Below are 16,621 nucleotides of genomic sequence, written 5' to 3' on the forward strand. Positions count from 1 at the left end.
GGTTCGCGGCGCACGGGACACGCGGCCAGAGAACACGTCTGAGGAGACAGTGCTGTGACCGGGATCAAGACGACCGGCGAGAAGAAGCTGATGCTCTTCTCCGGCCGCGCCCACCCCGAGCTGGCCGAGGAGGTCGCACATCAGCTGGGTGTCGATCTGGTGCCGACGAAGGTCTTCGACTTCGCCAACGGTGAGATCTACGTCCGCTACCAGGAGTCGGCGCGAGGCGCGGACTGCTTCCTGATCCAGAGCCACACGGCTCCGATCAACAAGTGGATCATGGAACAGCTCATCATGATCGACGCTCTGAAGCGGGCCTCCGCCGCGAGCATCACCGTGATCATCCCGTCCTACGGCTACGCCCGGCAGGACAAGAAGCACAAGGGCCGCGAGCCGATCTCGGCGCGCCTCGTCGCGGACCTGCTGAAGTGCGCGGGCGCGGACCGCATCCTCACCGTGGACCTGCACACCGACCAGATCCAGGGCTTCTTCGACGGCCCGGTCGACCACCTGACCGCGCTGCCGGTCCTGGCGGACTACGTGGGCGCGAAGGTCGACCGCTCCAAGCTGACCGTCGTCTCCCCGGACGCCGGCCGCGTACGGGTCGCCGACCGCTGGTGCGACCGGCTGGACGCCCCGCTGGCCATCGTCCACAAGCGCCGCGACAAGGACGTCGCCAACCAGGTGACCGTCCACGAGGTCGTCGGCGAGGTCAAGGGCCGCGTGTGCATCCTGGTCGACGACATGATCGACACGGGTGGCACGATCTGCGCCGCCGCCGACGCGCTGTTCGCGCACGGCGCCGAGGACGTCATCGTCACCGCGACGCACGGCATCCTCTCCGGCCCGGCCGCGGACCGGCTGAAGAACTCCAAGGTGAGCGAGTTCGTGCTCACCAACACGCTGCCGACGCCGGGCGAGCTGGAGCTGGAGAAGATCACGGTGCTGTCGATCGCGCCGACGATCGCCCGCGCGGTGCGCGAGGTGTTCGAGGACGGCTCGGTCACCAGCCTCTTCGAAGAGCAGCAGTAGCCGGTACCCGATGCGCGGCACCGCCGCGAAGGCCGCCTTCCCCCGCCCGGGGAGGCGGCCTTCGCCGTCCGGGGGCCGTCCGGGGGCCGTCCGGGTCGGTCCGTCCGGGTCGGGCCGTCCGCGGGCCCCGGTGATCGGATTGGGTGCGCCGCGGAACGCCGAGTAGACTGTCGGAGTTGCTCGGCGAGGGAGGCCGTGGTCCGTACGACCGCGGCGGTCCGTTATCGACGCGCTCTTCGTAGCAGGCCAGTCCAGTCGTGGCCGAGTGACCGCGACCAGATGTCCGCCCCCGCATACGAGGAGTGCGCCATGTCCGAAGTGAAGCTCACCGCCGAGACCCGCAGCGAGTTCGGCAAGGGTGCCGCCCGCCGCATCCGCCGCGCCAACAAGGTCCCGGGCGTCCTGTACGGCCACGGCACCGACCCGGTCCACCTGACCCTGCCGGGCCACGACCTGATGATGGCCCTGAAGACGTCGAACGCCCTGCTCGCCCTGGAGCTCGACGGCAAGACCGAGCTGGCCATCCCGAAGGCCGTCCAGCGCGACCCGCTGAAGGGCTTCATCGAGCACGTCGACCTGCTGCTCGTGAACCGCGGCGAGCAGGTCAACGTCGAGATCCCGGTCCACACCGAGGGCGAGCTGGCCCCGGGCGGCAACCTGCTGGAGCACGTGCTGAACGCGCTGCCGGTCGAGGCCGAGGCCACCCACATCCCCGAGGCCCTGACCGTCTCCGTCGAGGGCCTGGAGGCCGGCGCCTCCGTCCTCGCCAAGGACATCACCCTGCCGAAGGGCGTCTCCCTCGCCGTCGACGCGGACACCGTCGTCCTGCAGGTCCTGGCCGCGCAGGCCGAGGAGCCGACCGCCGAGGGCGAAGAGGCCACCGAGGCCTGAGCATCGGTTTCGGCCTGATGTCGTCGTGGGGGGTGCGTCCAGCACCCCCCACACCCCTATCCGGAGGCACACGCAGATGACGGACGCCAGCGCCCCCTGGCTGATCGCGGGGCTGGGGAACCCGGGGCCCGGCTACGCCGGGAACCGGCACAACGTCGGCTTCATGGTGGCCGACCTCCTCGCCCAGCGGATCGGCGGCTCCTTCAAGCGGCACGGCAAGGCGCAGGCGCAGGTCCTGGAGGGGCGGCTGGGGCTCCCCGGCCCGTCCGGCCGGCGGGTCGTGCTCGCCAAGCCGATGTCGTACATGAACCTCTCCGGCGGGCCCGTGGTCGCCCTGCGGGACTTCTACAAGGTGCCCACGCACCAGATCGTGGCCGTCCACGACGAGCTGGACATCGACTACGGCACGCTGCGCCTCAAGCTGGGCGGCGGCGACAACGGCCACAACGGCCTCAAGTCAATGACGAAGGCGATGGGCCCGGAGTACCACCGGGTGCGGTTCGGGATCGGGCGCCCGCCCGGCCGGATGCCGGTCGCGGACTTCGTCCTCAAGGACTTCTCCTCCGCCGAGCGCAAGGAGCTCGACTACTTCGTGGACCGCGCGGCCGACGCCGTCGAGGCGCTGGTCACCGAGGGCCTGGAGCGGGCGCAGTCCGCGTACAACTCCTGACGGGCCGTCCACCGGAATTGACCGGGCGCGGCCCCATGGCCAAGGATCGCGCCCCATGAGCCCGAAGCAGCGGATCCCCGTACTCCCGTACGCCCGTGTCGCCGCCCTGGCGCTGGTCGCCCTGGTGCTGGTGGTCGCGGGCGTCCGGGCGTCCTGGGGCACCGCGCAGCACGTGCTGCTCTCCGAGGGCCGCGTGCACGGCACCATGACGGTCACCGGCTGCGGCGACGAGGTGTGCACGGGCCGCTTCGTCCCGGACGGGCCCGCCGCGCCGCCCCGGACGGACATGACGATCGCCCGGTCCGTCGCCGTCGAGGAGGGCGGCCGGTACGAGGTCGTCGTGAAGCCCGACACGACCGAGGCCGTGCGCACCGGCTGGGCCGGCGGGCTGCACGCGTGGCTGCCGCTGGGCGGTGCGCTGCTGCTCGCGTCCCTGGTCATCGGCGGCGGGCTGCGCTGGACCCGCGCCGCCTGGGCGTCGGGGGCGGCCGGCGGGGCGGTGCTGGTGGCGTCGTTCCTGATGCTCTGACGATGCGTCACATGCGGTCGGACGGCCGGGTCGTGGCAGAACCGGTGCGGACTTCCGTACAACCGAACGCGATGTGGCCCAACCGTTATCGGGGCCGCGGGGAGCAAATGGAATACATCCGTCCGGATGCCTCCGATCGCCCTTGACTGGCGTGCGGCGCCACAGGAAGCTGAGCCGCCCCCCACGGCACAGTCACCTCTCACGTTGGACTGCCCATGCGCACCCTTTCGAAGACCACCGGCGCCCTGGTGGCGGCCGCGGCCTGCTGCCTGACGTTCGCCCCCACCGCCCACGCCACCAACGGCGACAACGGCACCGTCAAGATCCACGACGCGGAGACCGGCGAGGAGCTCAAGAAGAACGAGCCCAAGGTCTGCGCGTTCTACCTCGACGCCTTCCGCTTCGACGCCGCCCAGGAGGTCACCTGGCAGATCCATGCCTGGGCCGAGAACGACGTCGAGAAGGGCACGGCCGTCAAGAACGGCTCGATCACCCTGGACGGCGAGGGCCACGGCCGCACCGAGGACATGACCCTCCCCGACGGTCAGTACAAGCTGTCCTGGAACTGGGAGGGCGAGAAGGGGCAGGCCAAGTCCAAGGTCTTCAAGTCCGACTGCCCGGACGTGGCGCCGGGCCCGTCCGACACCCCGAGCGGGAACCCCTCCGGGACCCCTTCGGAGAACTCCTCCGGGGCCCCCTCGCAGAACCCGTCCGGGACGCCCTCGGGGAACCCGTCCGGGGGTCCGTCGGAGAACCCCGGGTCCCCCGCGACCTCGCCGTCCCCGTCCGTGGCGCCGGGCGCCCCGGCGCCGTCCGGGACCGCCCCGGGCGGGACCGCGCCGACCGCCGCGCCGTCCCCGTCCCCGTCCGAGGGCTCCTCCACCGGTGACCTGGCCGAGACCGGAAGCGGCGCCCCCGTCGGCGTCCTCGCCGCCCTCGCCGCCGTGCTCGTCGCCGGTGGCGCCCTCCTGGTGGCGCGCCGCCGCAGGGTCCGGCAGCACTGACGACGCGCCCCGCGCGCGTGAACGGGCGGGCCCCCGCCGGAGCGACTCCGGCGGGGGCCCGTCCGCGTGCGGGGCGCGCGGTCAGCCGGTGTTGCGCAGACCGGCCGCCACGCCGTTCACGGTGAGCAGCAGCGCCCGGGCGAGCAGCGGGTCGGCCGGCTCGTCGGCGGCGGCCGCGTCGCGCTGCCGCTTCAGCAGCGCCACCTGGAGGTAGGAGATCGGGTCCAGGTAGGCGTCGCGGATCGCGAACGTCTGCTTCAGCGCGGGCTGCGCGTCCAGCAGTTCGCGCTCGCCGGTGATCCGCAGGACCTGCTCCACGGTGAGGGCGTGCTCGGCCTCGATGGCGGCGAAGACGTGCTTCAGCGGCTCGGGCACGAGCGTGTCGACGTAGTGGCGGGCGATCCGCAGGTCCGTCTTGGCGAGGGTCATCTCGACGTTCGACAGGAAGTTGCGGAAGAAGTGCCACTTCTCGTACATCTCGCCGAGCACGTCGTCCAGGCCCGCGTCGCGCAGCGCCTTCAGGCCGGAGCCCACGCCGTACCAGCCGGGCACGATCTGCCGCGACTGTGTCCAGCCGAACACCCACGGGATGGCCCGCAGGCCGTCGAGCCCGGCGCCCGAGTCGGGGCGGCGGGACGGCCGGGAGCCGAGGTGCAGCTCCGCGAGCTGGTCGACCGGGGTGGAGGCGAAGAAGTACGCCGGGAGGTCCGGGTCCTCGACGAGCGCCCGGTACGCCGTGTGGGCGGCCTCGGAGACCGTGTCCATCGCCGCGTCCCAGCGGGCCAGGGCCTCCTGCGGCTGGCGCGGCCCCGTGTGGAGGGCGGACGCCTGGAGCGTCGCGGCGACGGTCAGCTCCAGGTTCTCCCGGGCCAGGGACGGGATGAGGTACTTGTCGGAGATGACCTCGCCCTGCTCGGTGACCTTGATCTCGCCCTCCAGGGTGCCCCAGGGCTGGGCGAGGATCGCGTCGTGCGAGGGGCCGCCGCCGCGGCCGACCGTGCCCCCGCGGCCGTGGAACAGCCGGAGGCGGACGCCGTAGCGGTGGGCCACGTCGCGCAGTCTGCGCTGGGCGCGGTGGATCTCCCACTGGGAGGTGGTGATGCCGCCGAACTTCGACGAGTCGGAGTAACCGAGCATGACCTCCTGCACGTCGCCGCGGAGCGAGACGAGCCGTCGGTACGACGGGTCGGCGAGCATGTCGTTGAGGATGACGTCCGCGGCCCTCAGCTCGTCGGTCGTCTCCAGCAGCGGCACGATGCCGATCTTCGCCCAGCCGGCGTGCAGGTCGATCAGCCCCGCCTCGCGCGCGAGGACGGCGGCGGCGAACACGTCGTCGGCGCCCTGGCACATCGAGATGATGTACGACTCGATGACCTCGGGCCCGAACCGCTCGAACGCCTCCTTCACCGTGTGGAAGACGCCGAGGGTCTTCTCCCCGGCCGCGTCGAGCGGCGCCGGCGTCGGGGCGAGCGGGCGCCGGGAGCGCAGCTCCTTGGCGAGCAGCTTCTGCCGGTACTCGCGGGGCATGTCCGCGTACCGCCACGACTCCTCGCCGAGCCGGTCGAACAACTGTCCGAGGGCGTGGTGGTGGGCGTCGGCGTGCTCGCGGACGTCCATCGTGGCGAGCTGGAGGCCGAACGCGGACAGGGTGCGGATGGTGCGGTCCAGGTGGCCGTCGGCGAGGAGGCCGCCCCGGTGCTCGCGCAGCGAGGTCTGGATGAGGGCGAGGTCCCGGAGCAGCTCGGCCGTGCCGAGGTAGTCGCGGCCCTCCTGGTGCGGGGTGCCCTGGGCGAGGCGCTCGCGGGTGTTGACCAGCTTCTGCCGGATGCAGGTCGCCTTGAGCCGGTACGGCTCCTCGGCGTTCAGCCGCTTGTAGCGGGGGCTGATCTCGGGCAGGCGGTCCAGGTCCTGCTGGAGGGAGTCGAGGAGCTCCTGCGTGGCGCCGGCGTACCGGATGGAGTTGGACAGCAGGCCGCGCAGCTCGTCGATCGTCTCGATGGCGTCGGTCAGGCCGTGCTCGTGCTGGAGGATCAGCACCTCCCAGGTGACGGCCGGGGTCACGTTGGGGTTGCCGTCGCGGTCGCCGCCGATCCAGGTGCCGAAGGTCAGCGGGCGGGTGCCGGGCGGCAGCTCGACGCCGACCCGCTCCAGCTCGGCGGCGAGGTCCTCCAGGACGTCGCCGACCGCGCCGGCGTGCAGCTCGTCCAGGTAGTAGATGGCGTTGCGGGCCTCGTCGGCCGGCTCGGGGCGGACCACGCGGAGCTCGTCGGTCTGCCAGATGAGGTCGATGTTCTCCGCGAGCCGCAGGTCGTGGCGGCGGCGGTCGGTGGCGGTGACCGGCTCGTCGAGGAGGGCGGCGATCCGGCGGAGCTTGTTCAGCACGGAGCGGCGCGCGGCCTCGGTCGGGTGCGCGGTGAAGACCGGACGGACGTTGAGGTTGCGGACCGTCTCGCGGACGTGCTCCGGGTCGCCGTCCTTGAGCATGTCGGCCGTACGGGCGAGCAGGCCGCCCTCGGCGGCGCGGCGGGCGCGCATCTCGCGGCCCCGGTGGACCTGTTCGGTGACGTTGGCGAGGTGGAAGTAGGTCGAGAAGGCTCGGACCAGCCGGGCGGCGGTCTCCAGGTCGGTGTCGCCGAGCAGCTCGGCGGCGGCCTCGCCGTCCTCGCGGGTCAGGCGGCGGACCTTCTCGACGAGCTCGAGGAGCTCGGGCCCTTCCTGCCGTACGAGCGTCTCGCCCAGCAGGTCACCCAGTCGTCGGATGTCGGCGCGCAGCTCGGCGCTGGCGGAAGGGGTCTGGTCGGCACTGCTCACAGGTGCGGCTCCTTGCAGTGATGAGCACGTCTGGAGGGGGTACTGCTGAGGTGTCCCCCGGGATCGCCCCTTCGCACTACCGGCCGGTTTGCGCGAGGCGGTCCCAGCGGGACGCTGCGGACCGCGCTGTCCGACGACACCCAGGATAGGTGTCCGTCCGGGCCGCGCCGATCGCAGCCCTCTTGCCGCGGGCCCGGGCGCTGCCATACTTACGTCTCCGTAGGTTACGGGACCGTAGCAAGGCCGGTCCGACCTCCGTCCACTCCCTCTCCCACCCTCCCTCTCACCCCCAAGGGGACGCCCATGACCATGACCCCGGACGTACTCGACCGCACCGAGCGGCAACAGGACACGCCGTCCGCCACGCTGGGCGGCGACAGCAAGCGCTCCATCGAGCAGGTCACCCTGCTCCTCTTCATCACCGTGCCGTTCCTCGCCCTGGTGGCGGCCGTGCCGCTGGCCTGGGGGTGGGGAGTGAGCTGGCTCGACCTCGGGCTGCTGGTGGCGATGTACTTCATCGGCTGCCACGGCATCACGATCGGCTTCCACCGCTACTTCACCCACGGGTCGTTCAAGGCGAAGCGCCCGCTGCGGATCGCACTGGCGATCATGGGCTCGCTGGCGGTGGAGGGGCCGCTGGTGCGCTGGGTGGCGGACCACCGCAAGCACCACAAGTTCTCGGACGGGGAGGGCGACCCGCACTCGCCGTGGCGGTTCGGGGAGACGGTCCCGGCGCTGATGAAGGGCCTGTGGTGGGCGCACATCGGATGGATGTTCGACGAGGAGCAGACGCCGCAGCACAAGTACGCCCCGGACCTGATCAAGGACCCGGCGCTGCGGCGGATCTCCCGCCAGTTCGTCCTGTGGACGGTCGTGTCGCTGGCCCTCCCGCCGCTGGTGGGCGGATTGGTGACGATGTCGTGGTGGGGCGCCTTCACCGCGTTCTTCTGGGGCTCCCTGGTGCGGGTGGCCCTGCTGCACCACGTCACGTGGTCGATCAACTCGATCTGCCACGCGGTGGGCAAGCGCCCGTTCAAGTCGCGTGACCGCTCGGGCAACGTGTGGTGGCTGGCGGTCCTGTCGTGCGGCGAGTCCTGGCACAACCTGCACCACGCGGACCCGACGAGCGCCCGGCACGGCGTGATGAGGGGCCAGGTGGACTCCAGCGCACGGCTGATCCGCTGGTTCGAGAAGCTGGGGTGGGCGTACGACGTGCGCTGGCCCTCCGAGGCCCGGATCGAAGCCCGCCGCCAGCCGCGTTCCGCGAACGCGGCATGATGGACGGTGTGGCGATCGACGGCAGCAGTACCAGCAGCGACAAGCCCCGGCGGGGCCGCCGGGTCCGGATGACCGGCGCCGAACGGCGCCAGCAGCTGCTCGACATCGGCCGGACGCTGTTCGCCGAACGCGGTTTCGAAGGCACGTCGGTGGAGGAGATCGCGGCGAAGGCCGGGGTGTCGAAGCCGGTCGTGTACGAACACTTCGGCGGCAAGGAGGGGCTGTACGCGGTCGTGGTCGACCGGGAGATGCGCCAGCTCCTGGACATGGTGACCGGCGCGCTCACGGCGGGGCACCCGCGTGAGCTCCTGGAACAGGCGGCGTTCGCTCTGCTGGACTACATCGAGACGTACACGGACGGCTTCCGGATCCTGGTGCGGGACTCGCCGGTGGCGCAGTCGACGGGTACGTTCGCGTCGCTGATCTCGGACATCGCCACCCAGGTGGAGGACATCCTGGGCCTGGAGTTCAAGGCCCGGGGATTCGACCCGAAACTGGCGCCGCTGTACGCGCAGGCGCTGGTGGGGATGGTCGCGCTGACGGGGCAGTGGTGGCTGGACGCCCGGAAGCCGAAGAAGGCCGAGGTGGCGGCGCACCTGGTGAACCTGGCGTGGCACGGGCTGGACGGCCTGGAGCAGAAGCCCCGCCTGATAGGCCACCGCAAGTCCTGACCCCCTGCGGGCGGTCCGCCGCGCCTTCCGCCCCCGGGGCGTCCGCCGCCCCGCCGGACCGGTCCGCCCCGGGGCGGGCGCTCCTCCCCCGGCCCCGCCCGGGGAGGAGGAACGGCCGCCCGCCCCGCCGCCGGGCGGACCGGCCGCTCACGGCCGGGGAGGGCGGGGCCGCGGGGCCCCGGCCCCCCGCGGCGCGTCAGGCGCGGGGCTCCAGGAATTCGAGGCGGTTGCCCACCGGGTCCTCCGAGTAGAAGCGGCGGTGCCCGGGCAGCTTGTCGTCCCAGACGACCGGCGCCCCGTACGCCGCCAGCCGCGCCGCGTACGCCTCGATCCCGCTGACCAGCAGCCCGGGGTGCGCCCTCCTCGCCGGCCGGAAGCCCGCTTCGACCCCCAGGTGCAGCCGCACGGCACCCGCCTGGAACCAGCACCCTCCGTTCGCGGCGAGCGCCGGCGGCTTGGGGACCTCCGTCATCCCGAGGACGCCCGCGTAGTACGCGCGCAGCCGCTCCTCCGAGCCGACCGGTGCCGCCATCTGGACGTGGTCGACGGCGACCAGCATCAGTACTCCTTGTGGGCGACGGCGAATATGCGGCGGTAGGGGTAGACCGTGCCGTGGGGACCCGGCGGGTATGCCTTGCGCAGGAGGTCGCGGTACTGGGAGAGGAACTCCTCCGTCGCCTCCCCGTCGTCCGCGAGTACCGTGAGGACCGGGCGCAGGGCCGTGCCCTTGGTCCAGTCGAGGATCGGGTCCTCGCCCTGGAGGAGCTGGGCGTACACGGTCTCCCACGCGTCGGTCGCGCAGCCGAGGTCCGTCAGCCGCTCCAGGTACTCCGTCGCGTCGAGGATGTGGACGTACCGCCGCCCGTGCTCGCCGAGCCGGTCGCGCCACCGGGGGGACTCGCACAACTCGCTCAGCAGGGCGTGGCTGGGGGAGGTGAAGTTGGCGGGCACCTGGAAGGCGAGGGTGCCGCCGGGGGCGATCCCGTCCAGCCAGTCGCCGAAGGACTCGGCGTGGCCGGGGACCCACTGGAGCGCCGCGTTGGAGACGATCAGGTCGTACGGCTCGTCGGGCGTCCACCGGGCCGCGTCGGCGTGCCGGAAGTCGAGCCGGCCGCCGCCCGGCGTGGCCCCGGCGTACTCCTTCTCGGCCTGGTCGAGCATCTCGCGGGAGAGGTCGAAACCGGTGATGTGCGCGTCGGGCCAGCGGTCCGCGAGGAGCGCGGTGACGTTGCCGGGCCCGCAACCGATGTCGGCGATCCTGGCGGGCCGCCCCTCCTTGGCGGCGGGCAGCTCGGGGATCCGGGCGAGCAGGTCGAGGAACGGCCGGGCGCGGTGGCCGGAGTGGCGCAGATACTGCCGAGGATCCCAAATCGGTGCGGAATGCATGGTCAATTCCCCTTGCTGGTGCGAGATATCTCAGCGGAACGTTGCTCCACTCGCGACCCTCTCAATCGTACGGAAGCACATTTCTTGATATCAAGAGACTTCACGTCGACAGATCGCCTACACTGATCGTCATGGAGGACGAGGTCGACCGTCTGGTCGCTGCATGGCGCCGGGAGCGCCCGGACCTCGACGTGGAGCCGCTCGAGGTGCTGAGCCGGGTCTCCCGGCTGGCCCGCCACCTCGACCGGGCGCGCCGCCTCGCCTTCGCGGAGCACCAGCTGGAGCCGTGGGAGTTCGACGTCCTCACGTCGCTGCGCCGCGCCGGCGCCCCCTACCAGCTTTCCCCCGGTCAGCTCCTCACGCAGACGCTCGTCACGTCGGGCACGATGACCAACCGCATCGACCGGCTCGCGAAGAAGGGCCTCGTCGAGCGGCTGCCCGACCCCACCGACCGGCGCGGCGTCCTCGTCCGCCTCACCGCCGAGGGGCGCGACCGCGCCGACCAGGCCCTCGCCGGGCTGCTGGACCAGGAGCGGGCCATCCTCGCCCGGCTCTCCCGCGCCCAGCGCGCCGACCTCGCGGCGCTGCTACGCCAGCTGACCGCCCCGTTCGACAACGTTCCCGGCTGACTCGGCGGGGCCGACCCCGGCCCTGCGGGCCAGCGCGACCGCCGCGAGCGTGGAGTGCACGCCCAGTTTCCCCAGCACGTTCTGCATGTGCGTGCGGACCGTGTGCGGGGAGAGGAAGAGGCGCTCCGCGACGGCCTTGCGGCCCAGCCCCGCGACCATGCAGCGCAGCACCTCCCGTTCGCGCGGCGTGAGGGACTCGACGAGCCGCTCGCTCTCGGAGCGGTGCTTGCGGGCCGCCGTCAGCTCCCGCAGCACCCCCGTGAGCAGCGCGGGCGCCAGGTGGGTCTCGTCGCGCAGGACGCCCCGGACCACGCCGAGCAGCCGCTGGAGGGAGCAGTCCTTGGCGACCCAGCCGTTCGCCCCGGCCTGGAGGGCCAGCGCGGCGCGGCGCGGGTCGTCCTTCTCGGCGAGCACCACGGTCCGCACGGAGGGGTGGGCCTCGCGCACCCCGGCGACCAGGGAGATCCCGTCGACGATGCCGTCCGCCGCCCCGCCGTCCGGGACGACGCGCGCCACGGCCTGCCCGGCGGCCGTGCCGAGGTCGGCGTCGACGAGGAGGACGTCGAACCGGCGGCCCTCGGCGGCCGCGCGGTCCAGGCAGCGCATCGCGGCGGGGCCGCTGCCCGCCGCGGCGACGTCCACGTCGGGCTCGGCCGCCAGTGCTGCGGCGAGCGACTCGGCGAAGATGCGGTGGTCGTCCACCACCAGAACCCGGATACGGACCACTGGCACCCCTATGCGTCGAGGAAGCGGGCCGGAGCGGGCCGGCGCCCGGAGCCGGGGCGCGCACGCGGGCGTACGGCCGCCGCCGTGCCCGAGTGTTACCCCGCTCCAGGCGTCGTACCCGGCTGTCTCGCCCCCTGATGGGCATCGGCCCCCACCGATGCTGTGCATCAGCGTACGGGCGGAGGCCCGGACCGGAAGCCGATTTGCAGAACTGACCGACCAGGGTGTTTCCCGTGTGTCAGCTGTGCCGTTACGAGGCGGAAATCGACAGTTCTCCGTCCGGTCGGCGCGGTGCCGGCGCGGTTCACAGCACGCGGCGCGCTCCCGCCGACGGTACGGCCGGGAAGATCCGCGGCGCCGGGTGGCCCTCCGCCGCGAACGCCGCCTCCACCGCCGCGGCCACGGCGTCCGCCGCGTCCGCCTCGGTCAGGACGACCGCCGAGCCGCCGAAGCCGCCGCCGGTCATCCGGGCGCCCAGCGCCCCCGCGGCGACCGCCGCCGAGACGACGAGGTCCAGCTCGGGACAGGAGACCCGCAGGTCGTCCCGGAGGGAGGCGTGTCCCTCGGACAGGACGGGGCCGACGGCCCGTACGTCACCGGCGTCGAGCAGCGCCATCGTCCGCTCGACGCGGTGGTTGTCGGACACGACGTGGCGCACGTAGGCGCGTACGGTCGGGTCGTCCAGCCGCTCCAGCGCCTCCGGGAGCACCTCGTAGGGGACCTCCCGCAGGGTGCGCACCCCGAGCGCCCGCGCGCCCGCCTCGCACCCGGCGCGCCGCTCGGCGTACGCGCCGTCGCCGAGCGCGTGCTTCACGCGCGTGTCGACGACGAGCAGCCGCAGCCCGTGCGCCGGGAGGTCGAACGGGACTTGACGCTGCGTCAGGTCGCGGGTGTCCAGGTGCAGGACGTGCCCCTCCGTGCAGCAGGCGGACGCCATCTGGTCCATGACGCCGCAGGGCACGCCGACGAAGGCGTTCTCGGCGCGCTGGGCGAGGACGGCCAGCTCGGGGGCGGGCAGTCCCAGCCCGTACAGCTCGTCGAGGGCGAGGGCGGTGACGACCTCCAGGGCGGCCGAGGACGACAGCCCGGCGCCCGTGGGCACCGTCGACGACAGGTGGATGTCCGCGCCGGCGACCGGGTGGCCGGCCTCGCGCAGCGCCCACACGACCCCGGCCGGGTAGGCGGCCCAGCCGGTGTCGGCGCCGGGCCGCAGCCCGGCCGCGTCGAGCTGGACGATCCCCTGGCCCGAGGCGGTGTCCGCCTCCGCGGAGTGGATCCTCAGCCGCCCGTCCGTGCGGCGCGCGACGGCGGCGACCGCGGTGTGCGGCAGGGCCAGCGGCATCACGAACCCGTCGTTGAAGTCGGTGTACTCGCCGATCAGGTTCACCCGGCCCGGCGCGGCCCACACGCCGTCCGGCGCGGTGCCGTACAGCTCCCGGAACTGCGCGGCGACCTTCTCCGCCGCGGACACGGTCTCCGTACCGTTCACTGTGCCGTTCCCCTCTCCGTCTCGCGCCGCCGCGCGAAGTCCCATGCGTCGCGGACGATGCCCGCGAGGTCCGTGCGCGACGGCCGCCAGCCGAGCCGCTCCCGCGCGACGGCCGCCGAGGCGACCAGGACGGCCGGGTCGCCGGGGCGGCGCGCGGCCGTGACCTCGGGCACCGGGTGGCCGGTGACCTCGCGGACGGTCTCGATGACCTCGCGGACCGAGAAGCCGTTGCCGTTGCCGAGGTTGCAGATCAGGTGCTCGCCGGGGGTGACGGCGTCCATGGCGAGGAGGTGGGCCTCGGCCAGGTCCGCGACGTGGATGTAGTCGCGGACGCAGGTGCCGTCCGGGGTCGCGTAGTCGTCCCCGTACACGGAGATGGAATCGCGCCGGCCGAGGGCGACCTGGAGGACGAGCGGGATGAGGTGCGACTCGGGGTCGTGGAGCTCGCCGTGGCCGCCGTACGCGCCGGCGACGTTGAAGTACCGCAGGGACGCGGCGGCCAGGCCGTGCGCGGTGGCCTCCCCGCTGATCATGTGGTCGACGGCGAGCTTCGAGGCGCCGTACGGGCTGGTGGGGGCCGTGGGGTCGGTCTCCGTGAGGGGCGTGGAGACCGGCTCGCCGTACGTCGCGGCGGTCGAGGAGAACACCAGGCGGCGCACGCCGGCCGCGCGCATCGCGTCGAGCAGCGCCATCGTGCCGCCGACGTTGTTGTCCCAGTACTTCTCCGGCTTGGCGACGGACTCGCCGACCTGCGAGAACGCCGCGAAGTGCAGCACCCCGTCGTACGAGGCGTCGAGGAAGCGGGCGGCGTCCTGGACGCGGCCCTCGACGAAGGCGGCGCCGTCCGGGACGGCCTCGCGGAAGCCGGTCGACAGGTCGTCGAGGACCGTCACCTCGTGGCCGGCCTCCAGCAGGTGGGCGGCGACGACGCTGCCGACGTAGCCGGCCCCGCCCGTTACCAGGTACTTCATGATGCGCTCGCTACCTCTCGCAGTCGGCGGGCCGCCGCCTCCGGCGGCACGTCGTTGATGAACACGCTCATGCCCGATTCGGAGCCCGCGAGGAACTTCAGCTTGCCGGACGTGCGGCGGATGGTGAAAAGCTCGAGATGCAGGGCGAACGCGTCGCGCCGCGGGTCACCGAACGGCGCCTGGTGCCAGGCGGCGATGTACGGCGTGGGCGGTTCGCCCTCCCCGAAGATCCGGTCGAAGCGCCTCAACAGTTCCAGGTACACCTGTGGGAACTCTGTGCGCGCCGCCTCGTCGAGTCCGCGCAGGTCCGGGACGCGGCGGTTGGGGTAGAGGTGCACCTCGTACGGCCAGTGGGCGGCGTACGGCACGAAGGCGGTCCAGTGGTCGGTGGCGAGGACCACCCGCTCGCCGTCGGCGCGCTCCCGCTCGACGAGGTCGTCGAAGAGGTTGCCGCCGCCGGTGCGGGCCGCGTGCTCCTCCAGGGAGCGCAGCATCAGCGCCGTGCGGGGCGTGGTGAAGGGATAGCCGTAGATCTGGCCGTGCGGGTGGCCGAGGGTGACGCCGATCTCGGCTCCCCGGTTCTCGAAGCAGAACACCTGCTCCACGCCGGGGACCTCGGCCAGCTCGGCGGTGCGGTCGGTCCACGCCTCCAGGACGAGCCCGGCCTGCTCCTCGGTGAGGTCGGCGAAGGACGCGTCGTGGTCGGAGGTGAAGCAGACGACCTCGCAGCGGCCGGAGTCGCCGGCGAGGGAGGGGAAGCGGTTCTCGAAGACGACGACGTCGTAGTCGGAGTCGGGGATCTCGCTGTGCCGGCCGTCCCCGGAGGGGCACAGCGGGCACTCGTCGGCCGGCGGGTGGTACGTGCGGCCCTGCCGGTGGGAGGCGATGGCGACGCGGTCGCCGAGGAGCACGTCCTCGCGGATCTCGGAGGTGGTGGAGATCGGGTCGAGGGGCCGCCGGTCGACGGCGTCCCGCACCACGTCGTCCCGGGAGTCGTAGTACACCAGCTCGCGCCCGTCGGCGAGCCGGGTGGACGTCTTCTTCACTCAGGGCTCCTCGCACCACAACCAGATCAAACAGAACCACACACAAGGAATCACAAACACACACAGGCGTCAATGAGGCGGGACAGCGAAAACCCCCACCTCCCCGCCAGCGCGCCGGCGGTACGGCCGGGGGCGGGGAGCGCCGAGGGCGTCGGGGAGCCGAGGAAGCCGGGGCGGGGCACCTCTGGGGCCGCTCGTGTCGTGAGGCCGGAGTGGCGGTTGGGGGGGCAGGGGGTGGTCGGGCGCCCCTCGTGACCCTGGAGGCCCGTGCGGGCCGGGAGGGTGGGAGGACGCCCCCGTGGACCGCTCATGGCGGTGCAGGGGCACACGGGGCCAGGAGTGGGACCGGGAGACCCCTGCGGGCCGGGGGGAGGACGCGCCCGTGGGCCGTACAGGACGGGAGGGGCGCGGGTGACGAGAGGCCGGTCGGGTGCCACTCATGGAGCCGGAAGACCCTGCGGGCCGGGGGAAGGGCGCGCCCGTGGGCCGTACAGGACGGGAGGGGCGCGGGTGACGAGAGGCCGGTCGGGTGCCACTCATGGAGCCGGAAGACCCTGCGGGCCGGGAGGGGGAGGGTGCCCCCATGGACCGCTCGTGGAGCCGAAGGGGCGCGCGGGTGTCGAGGCGGCGATCGCGCGGAGGCGCGAAGCGCTGAGCACGTTCGCCGCCTCGACACCCGCTCACAGCGCCCCGGAGGCGGAACGAGCCTCAAAAAAGATCACCGCTGCTTCGGGATGCGGGGGAGGCCCGCTGCGGCGTGGTCGAGGAGGCCCGTGCGGGCCGCCAGGGCGGCGGCCTCCAGTCGGGAGCCGACGCCGAGTTTCATCAGGACGCGCTGCACGTGGGTGCGGGCCGTGCTCGGGGCGATGCCCATGCCGGCGGCGATCAGCCGGGTGTCTTCGCCCTCGGCGACCCGTACCAGGACTTCCACTTCGCGGGGGGTCAGCATCCGCAGTAACCGTTGGCCTTCGTCGTCCGGGGTGGCGGCCGGGTTGAGCAGTTCCGTGAAGGCTCCTTGCAGGAGTTGCGGGGCGACGGCGGCCTCGCCCGCGCGGGCCTTCATGATGGCGCGTTCGACGCCTTCGATGCGTTCGTCGTGTCGTACGTATCCGGAGGCGCCGGCCGCGAAGGCCGCTGCGATGCCGCGCGGGCTGGGTACCGGGCCCAGGACCAGCACCGCCACTTGTGGGCGGTCCCGTTTGATCCGTACGACCGGGTCGAAGGTGCCCGGTTCCGCCGGGGTCGCCGTGCCGAGGAGGCACACTTCGGGGGCGCGGTTCACCACCAGTTCGGCCGCGCCCGCGGCCGGTGCGGCGGCGGCGAGCACGCGGTGCCCGCGCAGCTTCAGGGCCGAGGCGAGCGCCTCGGCGAGCAGGCGGTGGTCGTCGACCACCATCAGGCGCACGCCCATCGAGAACCCCCAACCCCCTGGTGCGGCCCCCCGGCCGTCCATGACCCGGCAAGCTACACGCTTGTTCGACGTCGTGC

Annotated in this window: 16 protein-coding genes; 8 read left to right on the forward strand and 8 right to left on the reverse strand. The window is 72.9% G+C overall.

The annotated features are described in order from the left end of the window. The first annotated feature begins 54 nt into the window (after positions 1 to 54). From AC07D6_RS19770 to AC07D6_RS19790, 5 genes are all read left to right on the forward strand, one after another. A complete protein-coding gene (locus tag AC07D6_RS19770) occupies positions 55 to 1,032 on the forward strand; it encodes a ribose-phosphate diphosphokinase (protein WP_315880849.1) in 978 nt (325 codons plus the stop codon). Positions 1,033 to 1,341: 309 nt separating this feature from the next. Next, positions 1,342 to 1,923: a 50S ribosomal protein L25/general stress protein Ctc gene (locus tag AC07D6_RS19775; RefSeq protein WP_479046027.1), complete on the forward strand. Its 582-nt coding sequence runs from the start codon at positions 1,342 to 1,344 to the stop codon at positions 1,921 to 1,923. 76 nt (positions 1,924 to 1,999) lie between these two features. Beyond that, positions 2,000 to 2,593 carry an aminoacyl-tRNA hydrolase gene (gene pth, locus AC07D6_RS19780; RefSeq protein ID WP_315880847.1) on the forward strand — a complete coding sequence of 198 codons (594 nt, stop codon included), beginning with the start codon at positions 2,000 to 2,002 and terminating at the stop codon, positions 2,591 to 2,593. Between the two features lie 55 nt (positions 2,594 to 2,648). After that, a complete protein-coding gene (locus AC07D6_RS19785; RefSeq protein ID WP_315880846.1) occupies positions 2,649 to 3,122 on the forward strand; it encodes a hypothetical protein in 474 nt (157 codons plus the stop codon). A gap of 215 nt (positions 3,123 to 3,337) precedes the next feature. Then, positions 3,338 to 4,126: an LPXTG cell wall anchor domain-containing protein gene (locus tag AC07D6_RS19790; RefSeq protein ID WP_479046030.1), complete on the forward strand. Its 789-nt coding sequence runs from the start codon at positions 3,338 to 3,340 to the stop codon at positions 4,124 to 4,126. An 81-nt stretch (positions 4,127 to 4,207) separates the two neighbouring features. On the opposite strand, the gene ppc is transcribed toward AC07D6_RS19790, so the two are convergent. Beyond that, positions 4,208 to 6,937, reverse strand: coding sequence for a phosphoenolpyruvate carboxylase (ppc, locus tag AC07D6_RS19795; RefSeq protein ID WP_315880844.1), 2,730 nt, complete (start codon positions 6,935 to 6,937; stop codon positions 4,208 to 4,210). 303 nt (positions 6,938 to 7,240) lie between these two features. Between ppc and AC07D6_RS19800 the strand changes: the two genes are divergently transcribed. Next, entirely contained in the window at positions 7,241 to 8,215 is a 975-nt protein-coding gene (locus AC07D6_RS19800) for an acyl-CoA desaturase (protein ID WP_479046033.1), read from the forward strand. Continuing rightward, complete coding sequence (locus tag AC07D6_RS19805; protein WP_315880872.1) at positions 8,215 to 8,886, forward strand: TetR family transcriptional regulator; 672 nt, start codon at positions 8,215 to 8,217, stop codon at positions 8,884 to 8,886. Before AC07D6_RS19800 ends, AC07D6_RS19805 begins: the two co-directional genes overlap by 1 nt. 196 nt (positions 8,887 to 9,082) lie before the next feature. On the opposite strand, the gene AC07D6_RS19810 is transcribed toward AC07D6_RS19805, so the two are convergent. Continuing rightward, on the reverse strand, positions 9,083 to 9,445 hold the full coding sequence (locus tag AC07D6_RS19810) for a VOC family protein (protein ID WP_479046036.1): 363 nt from the start codon (positions 9,443 to 9,445) through the stop codon (positions 9,083 to 9,085). Next, positions 9,445 to 10,272, reverse strand: a complete 828-nt coding sequence (locus AC07D6_RS19815) for a trans-aconitate 2-methyltransferase (protein WP_315880841.1) — start codon at positions 10,270 to 10,272, stop codon at positions 9,445 to 9,447. Before AC07D6_RS19815 ends, AC07D6_RS19810 begins: the two co-directional genes overlap by 1 nt. 131 nt (positions 10,273 to 10,403) lie before the next feature. On the opposite strand from AC07D6_RS19815, the gene AC07D6_RS19820 reads away from it, so the two are divergent. After that, positions 10,404 to 10,901 (forward strand): MarR family winged helix-turn-helix transcriptional regulator, encoded by a 498-nt coding sequence (locus tag AC07D6_RS19820; protein ID WP_315880840.1) that lies wholly within the window; start codon positions 10,404 to 10,406, stop codon positions 10,899 to 10,901. On the opposite strand, the gene AC07D6_RS19825 is transcribed toward AC07D6_RS19820, so the two are convergent. The 5 genes from AC07D6_RS19825 to AC07D6_RS19845 form a co-directional block, all read right to left on the reverse strand. After that, positions 10,860 to 11,627 carry a LuxR C-terminal-related transcriptional regulator gene (locus AC07D6_RS19825; RefSeq protein WP_315880839.1) on the reverse strand — a complete coding sequence of 256 codons (768 nt, stop codon included), beginning with the start codon at positions 11,625 to 11,627 and terminating at the stop codon, positions 10,860 to 10,862. The two genes, AC07D6_RS19820 and AC07D6_RS19825, sit on opposite strands and share 42 nt — an antisense overlap. A gap of 304 nt (positions 11,628 to 11,931) precedes the next feature. Beyond that, entirely contained in the window at positions 11,932 to 13,161 is a 1,230-nt protein-coding gene (gene galK / locus AC07D6_RS19830) for a galactokinase (protein WP_479046039.1), read from the reverse strand. Then, positions 13,113 to 14,087: a UDP-glucose 4-epimerase GalE gene (gene galE / locus AC07D6_RS19835; RefSeq protein ID WP_479046042.1), complete on the reverse strand. Its 975-nt coding sequence runs from the start codon at positions 14,085 to 14,087 to the stop codon at positions 13,113 to 13,115. Before galE ends, galK begins: the two co-directional genes overlap by 49 nt. Further along, the gene (gene galT / locus AC07D6_RS19840; RefSeq protein ID WP_315880837.1) at positions 14,084 to 15,133 is read right to left on the reverse strand and encodes a galactose-1-phosphate uridylyltransferase; all 1,050 of its coding nucleotides are present in this window, start codon (positions 15,131 to 15,133) and stop codon (positions 14,084 to 14,086) included. Before galT ends, galE begins: the two co-directional genes overlap by 4 nt. 718 nt (positions 15,134 to 15,851) lie before the next feature. Continuing rightward, the gene (locus tag AC07D6_RS19845) at positions 15,852 to 16,544 is read right to left on the reverse strand and encodes a helix-turn-helix transcriptional regulator (RefSeq protein WP_315880836.1); all 693 of its coding nucleotides are present in this window, start codon (positions 16,542 to 16,544) and stop codon (positions 15,852 to 15,854) included. Positions 16,545 to 16,621: the final 77 nt, after the last annotated feature.

It is taken from the genome of Streptomyces sp. NPDC045287, from assembly GCF_056432325.1.

Excerpts from the sequence above, each read along its gene's own strand:
- galK (WP_479046039.1), bottom strand. The coding sequence starts at position 13,161 with ATGGGACTTCGCGCGGCGGCGCGAGACGGAGAGGGGAACGGCACAGTG.
- AC07D6_RS19790 (WP_479046030.1), top strand. The coding sequence starts at position 3,338 with ATGCGCACCCTTTCGAAGACCACCGGCGCCCTGGTGGCGGCCGCGGCC.
- AC07D6_RS19815 (WP_315880841.1), bottom strand. The coding sequence starts at position 10,272 with ATGCATTCCGCACCGATTTGGGATCCTCGGCAGTATCTGCGCCACTCC.
- AC07D6_RS19810 (WP_479046036.1), bottom strand. The coding sequence starts at position 9,445 with ATGCTGGTCGCCGTCGACCACGTCCAGATGGCGGCACCGGTCGGCTCG.
- AC07D6_RS19785 (WP_315880846.1), top strand. The coding sequence starts at position 2,649 with ATGAGCCCGAAGCAGCGGATCCCCGTACTCCCGTACGCCCGTGTCGCC.
- AC07D6_RS19805 (WP_315880872.1), top strand. The coding sequence starts at position 8,215 with ATGGACGGTGTGGCGATCGACGGCAGCAGTACCAGCAGCGACAAGCCC.
- AC07D6_RS19775 (WP_479046027.1), top strand. The coding sequence starts at position 1,342 with ATGTCCGAAGTGAAGCTCACCGCCGAGACCCGCAGCGAGTTCGGCAAG.
- AC07D6_RS19800 (WP_479046033.1), top strand. The coding sequence starts at position 7,241 with ATGACCATGACCCCGGACGTACTCGACCGCACCGAGCGGCAACAGGAC.
- pth (WP_315880847.1), top strand. The coding sequence starts at position 2,000 with ATGACGGACGCCAGCGCCCCCTGGCTGATCGCGGGGCTGGGGAACCCG.
- AC07D6_RS19820 (WP_315880840.1), top strand. The coding sequence starts at position 10,404 with ATGGAGGACGAGGTCGACCGTCTGGTCGCTGCATGGCGCCGGGAGCGC.
- galE (WP_479046042.1), bottom strand. The coding sequence starts at position 14,087 with ATGAAGTACCTGGTAACGGGCGGGGCCGGCTACGTCGGCAGCGTCGTC.
- AC07D6_RS19845 (WP_315880836.1), bottom strand. The coding sequence starts at position 16,544 with ATGGGCGTGCGCCTGATGGTGGTCGACGACCACCGCCTGCTCGCCGAG.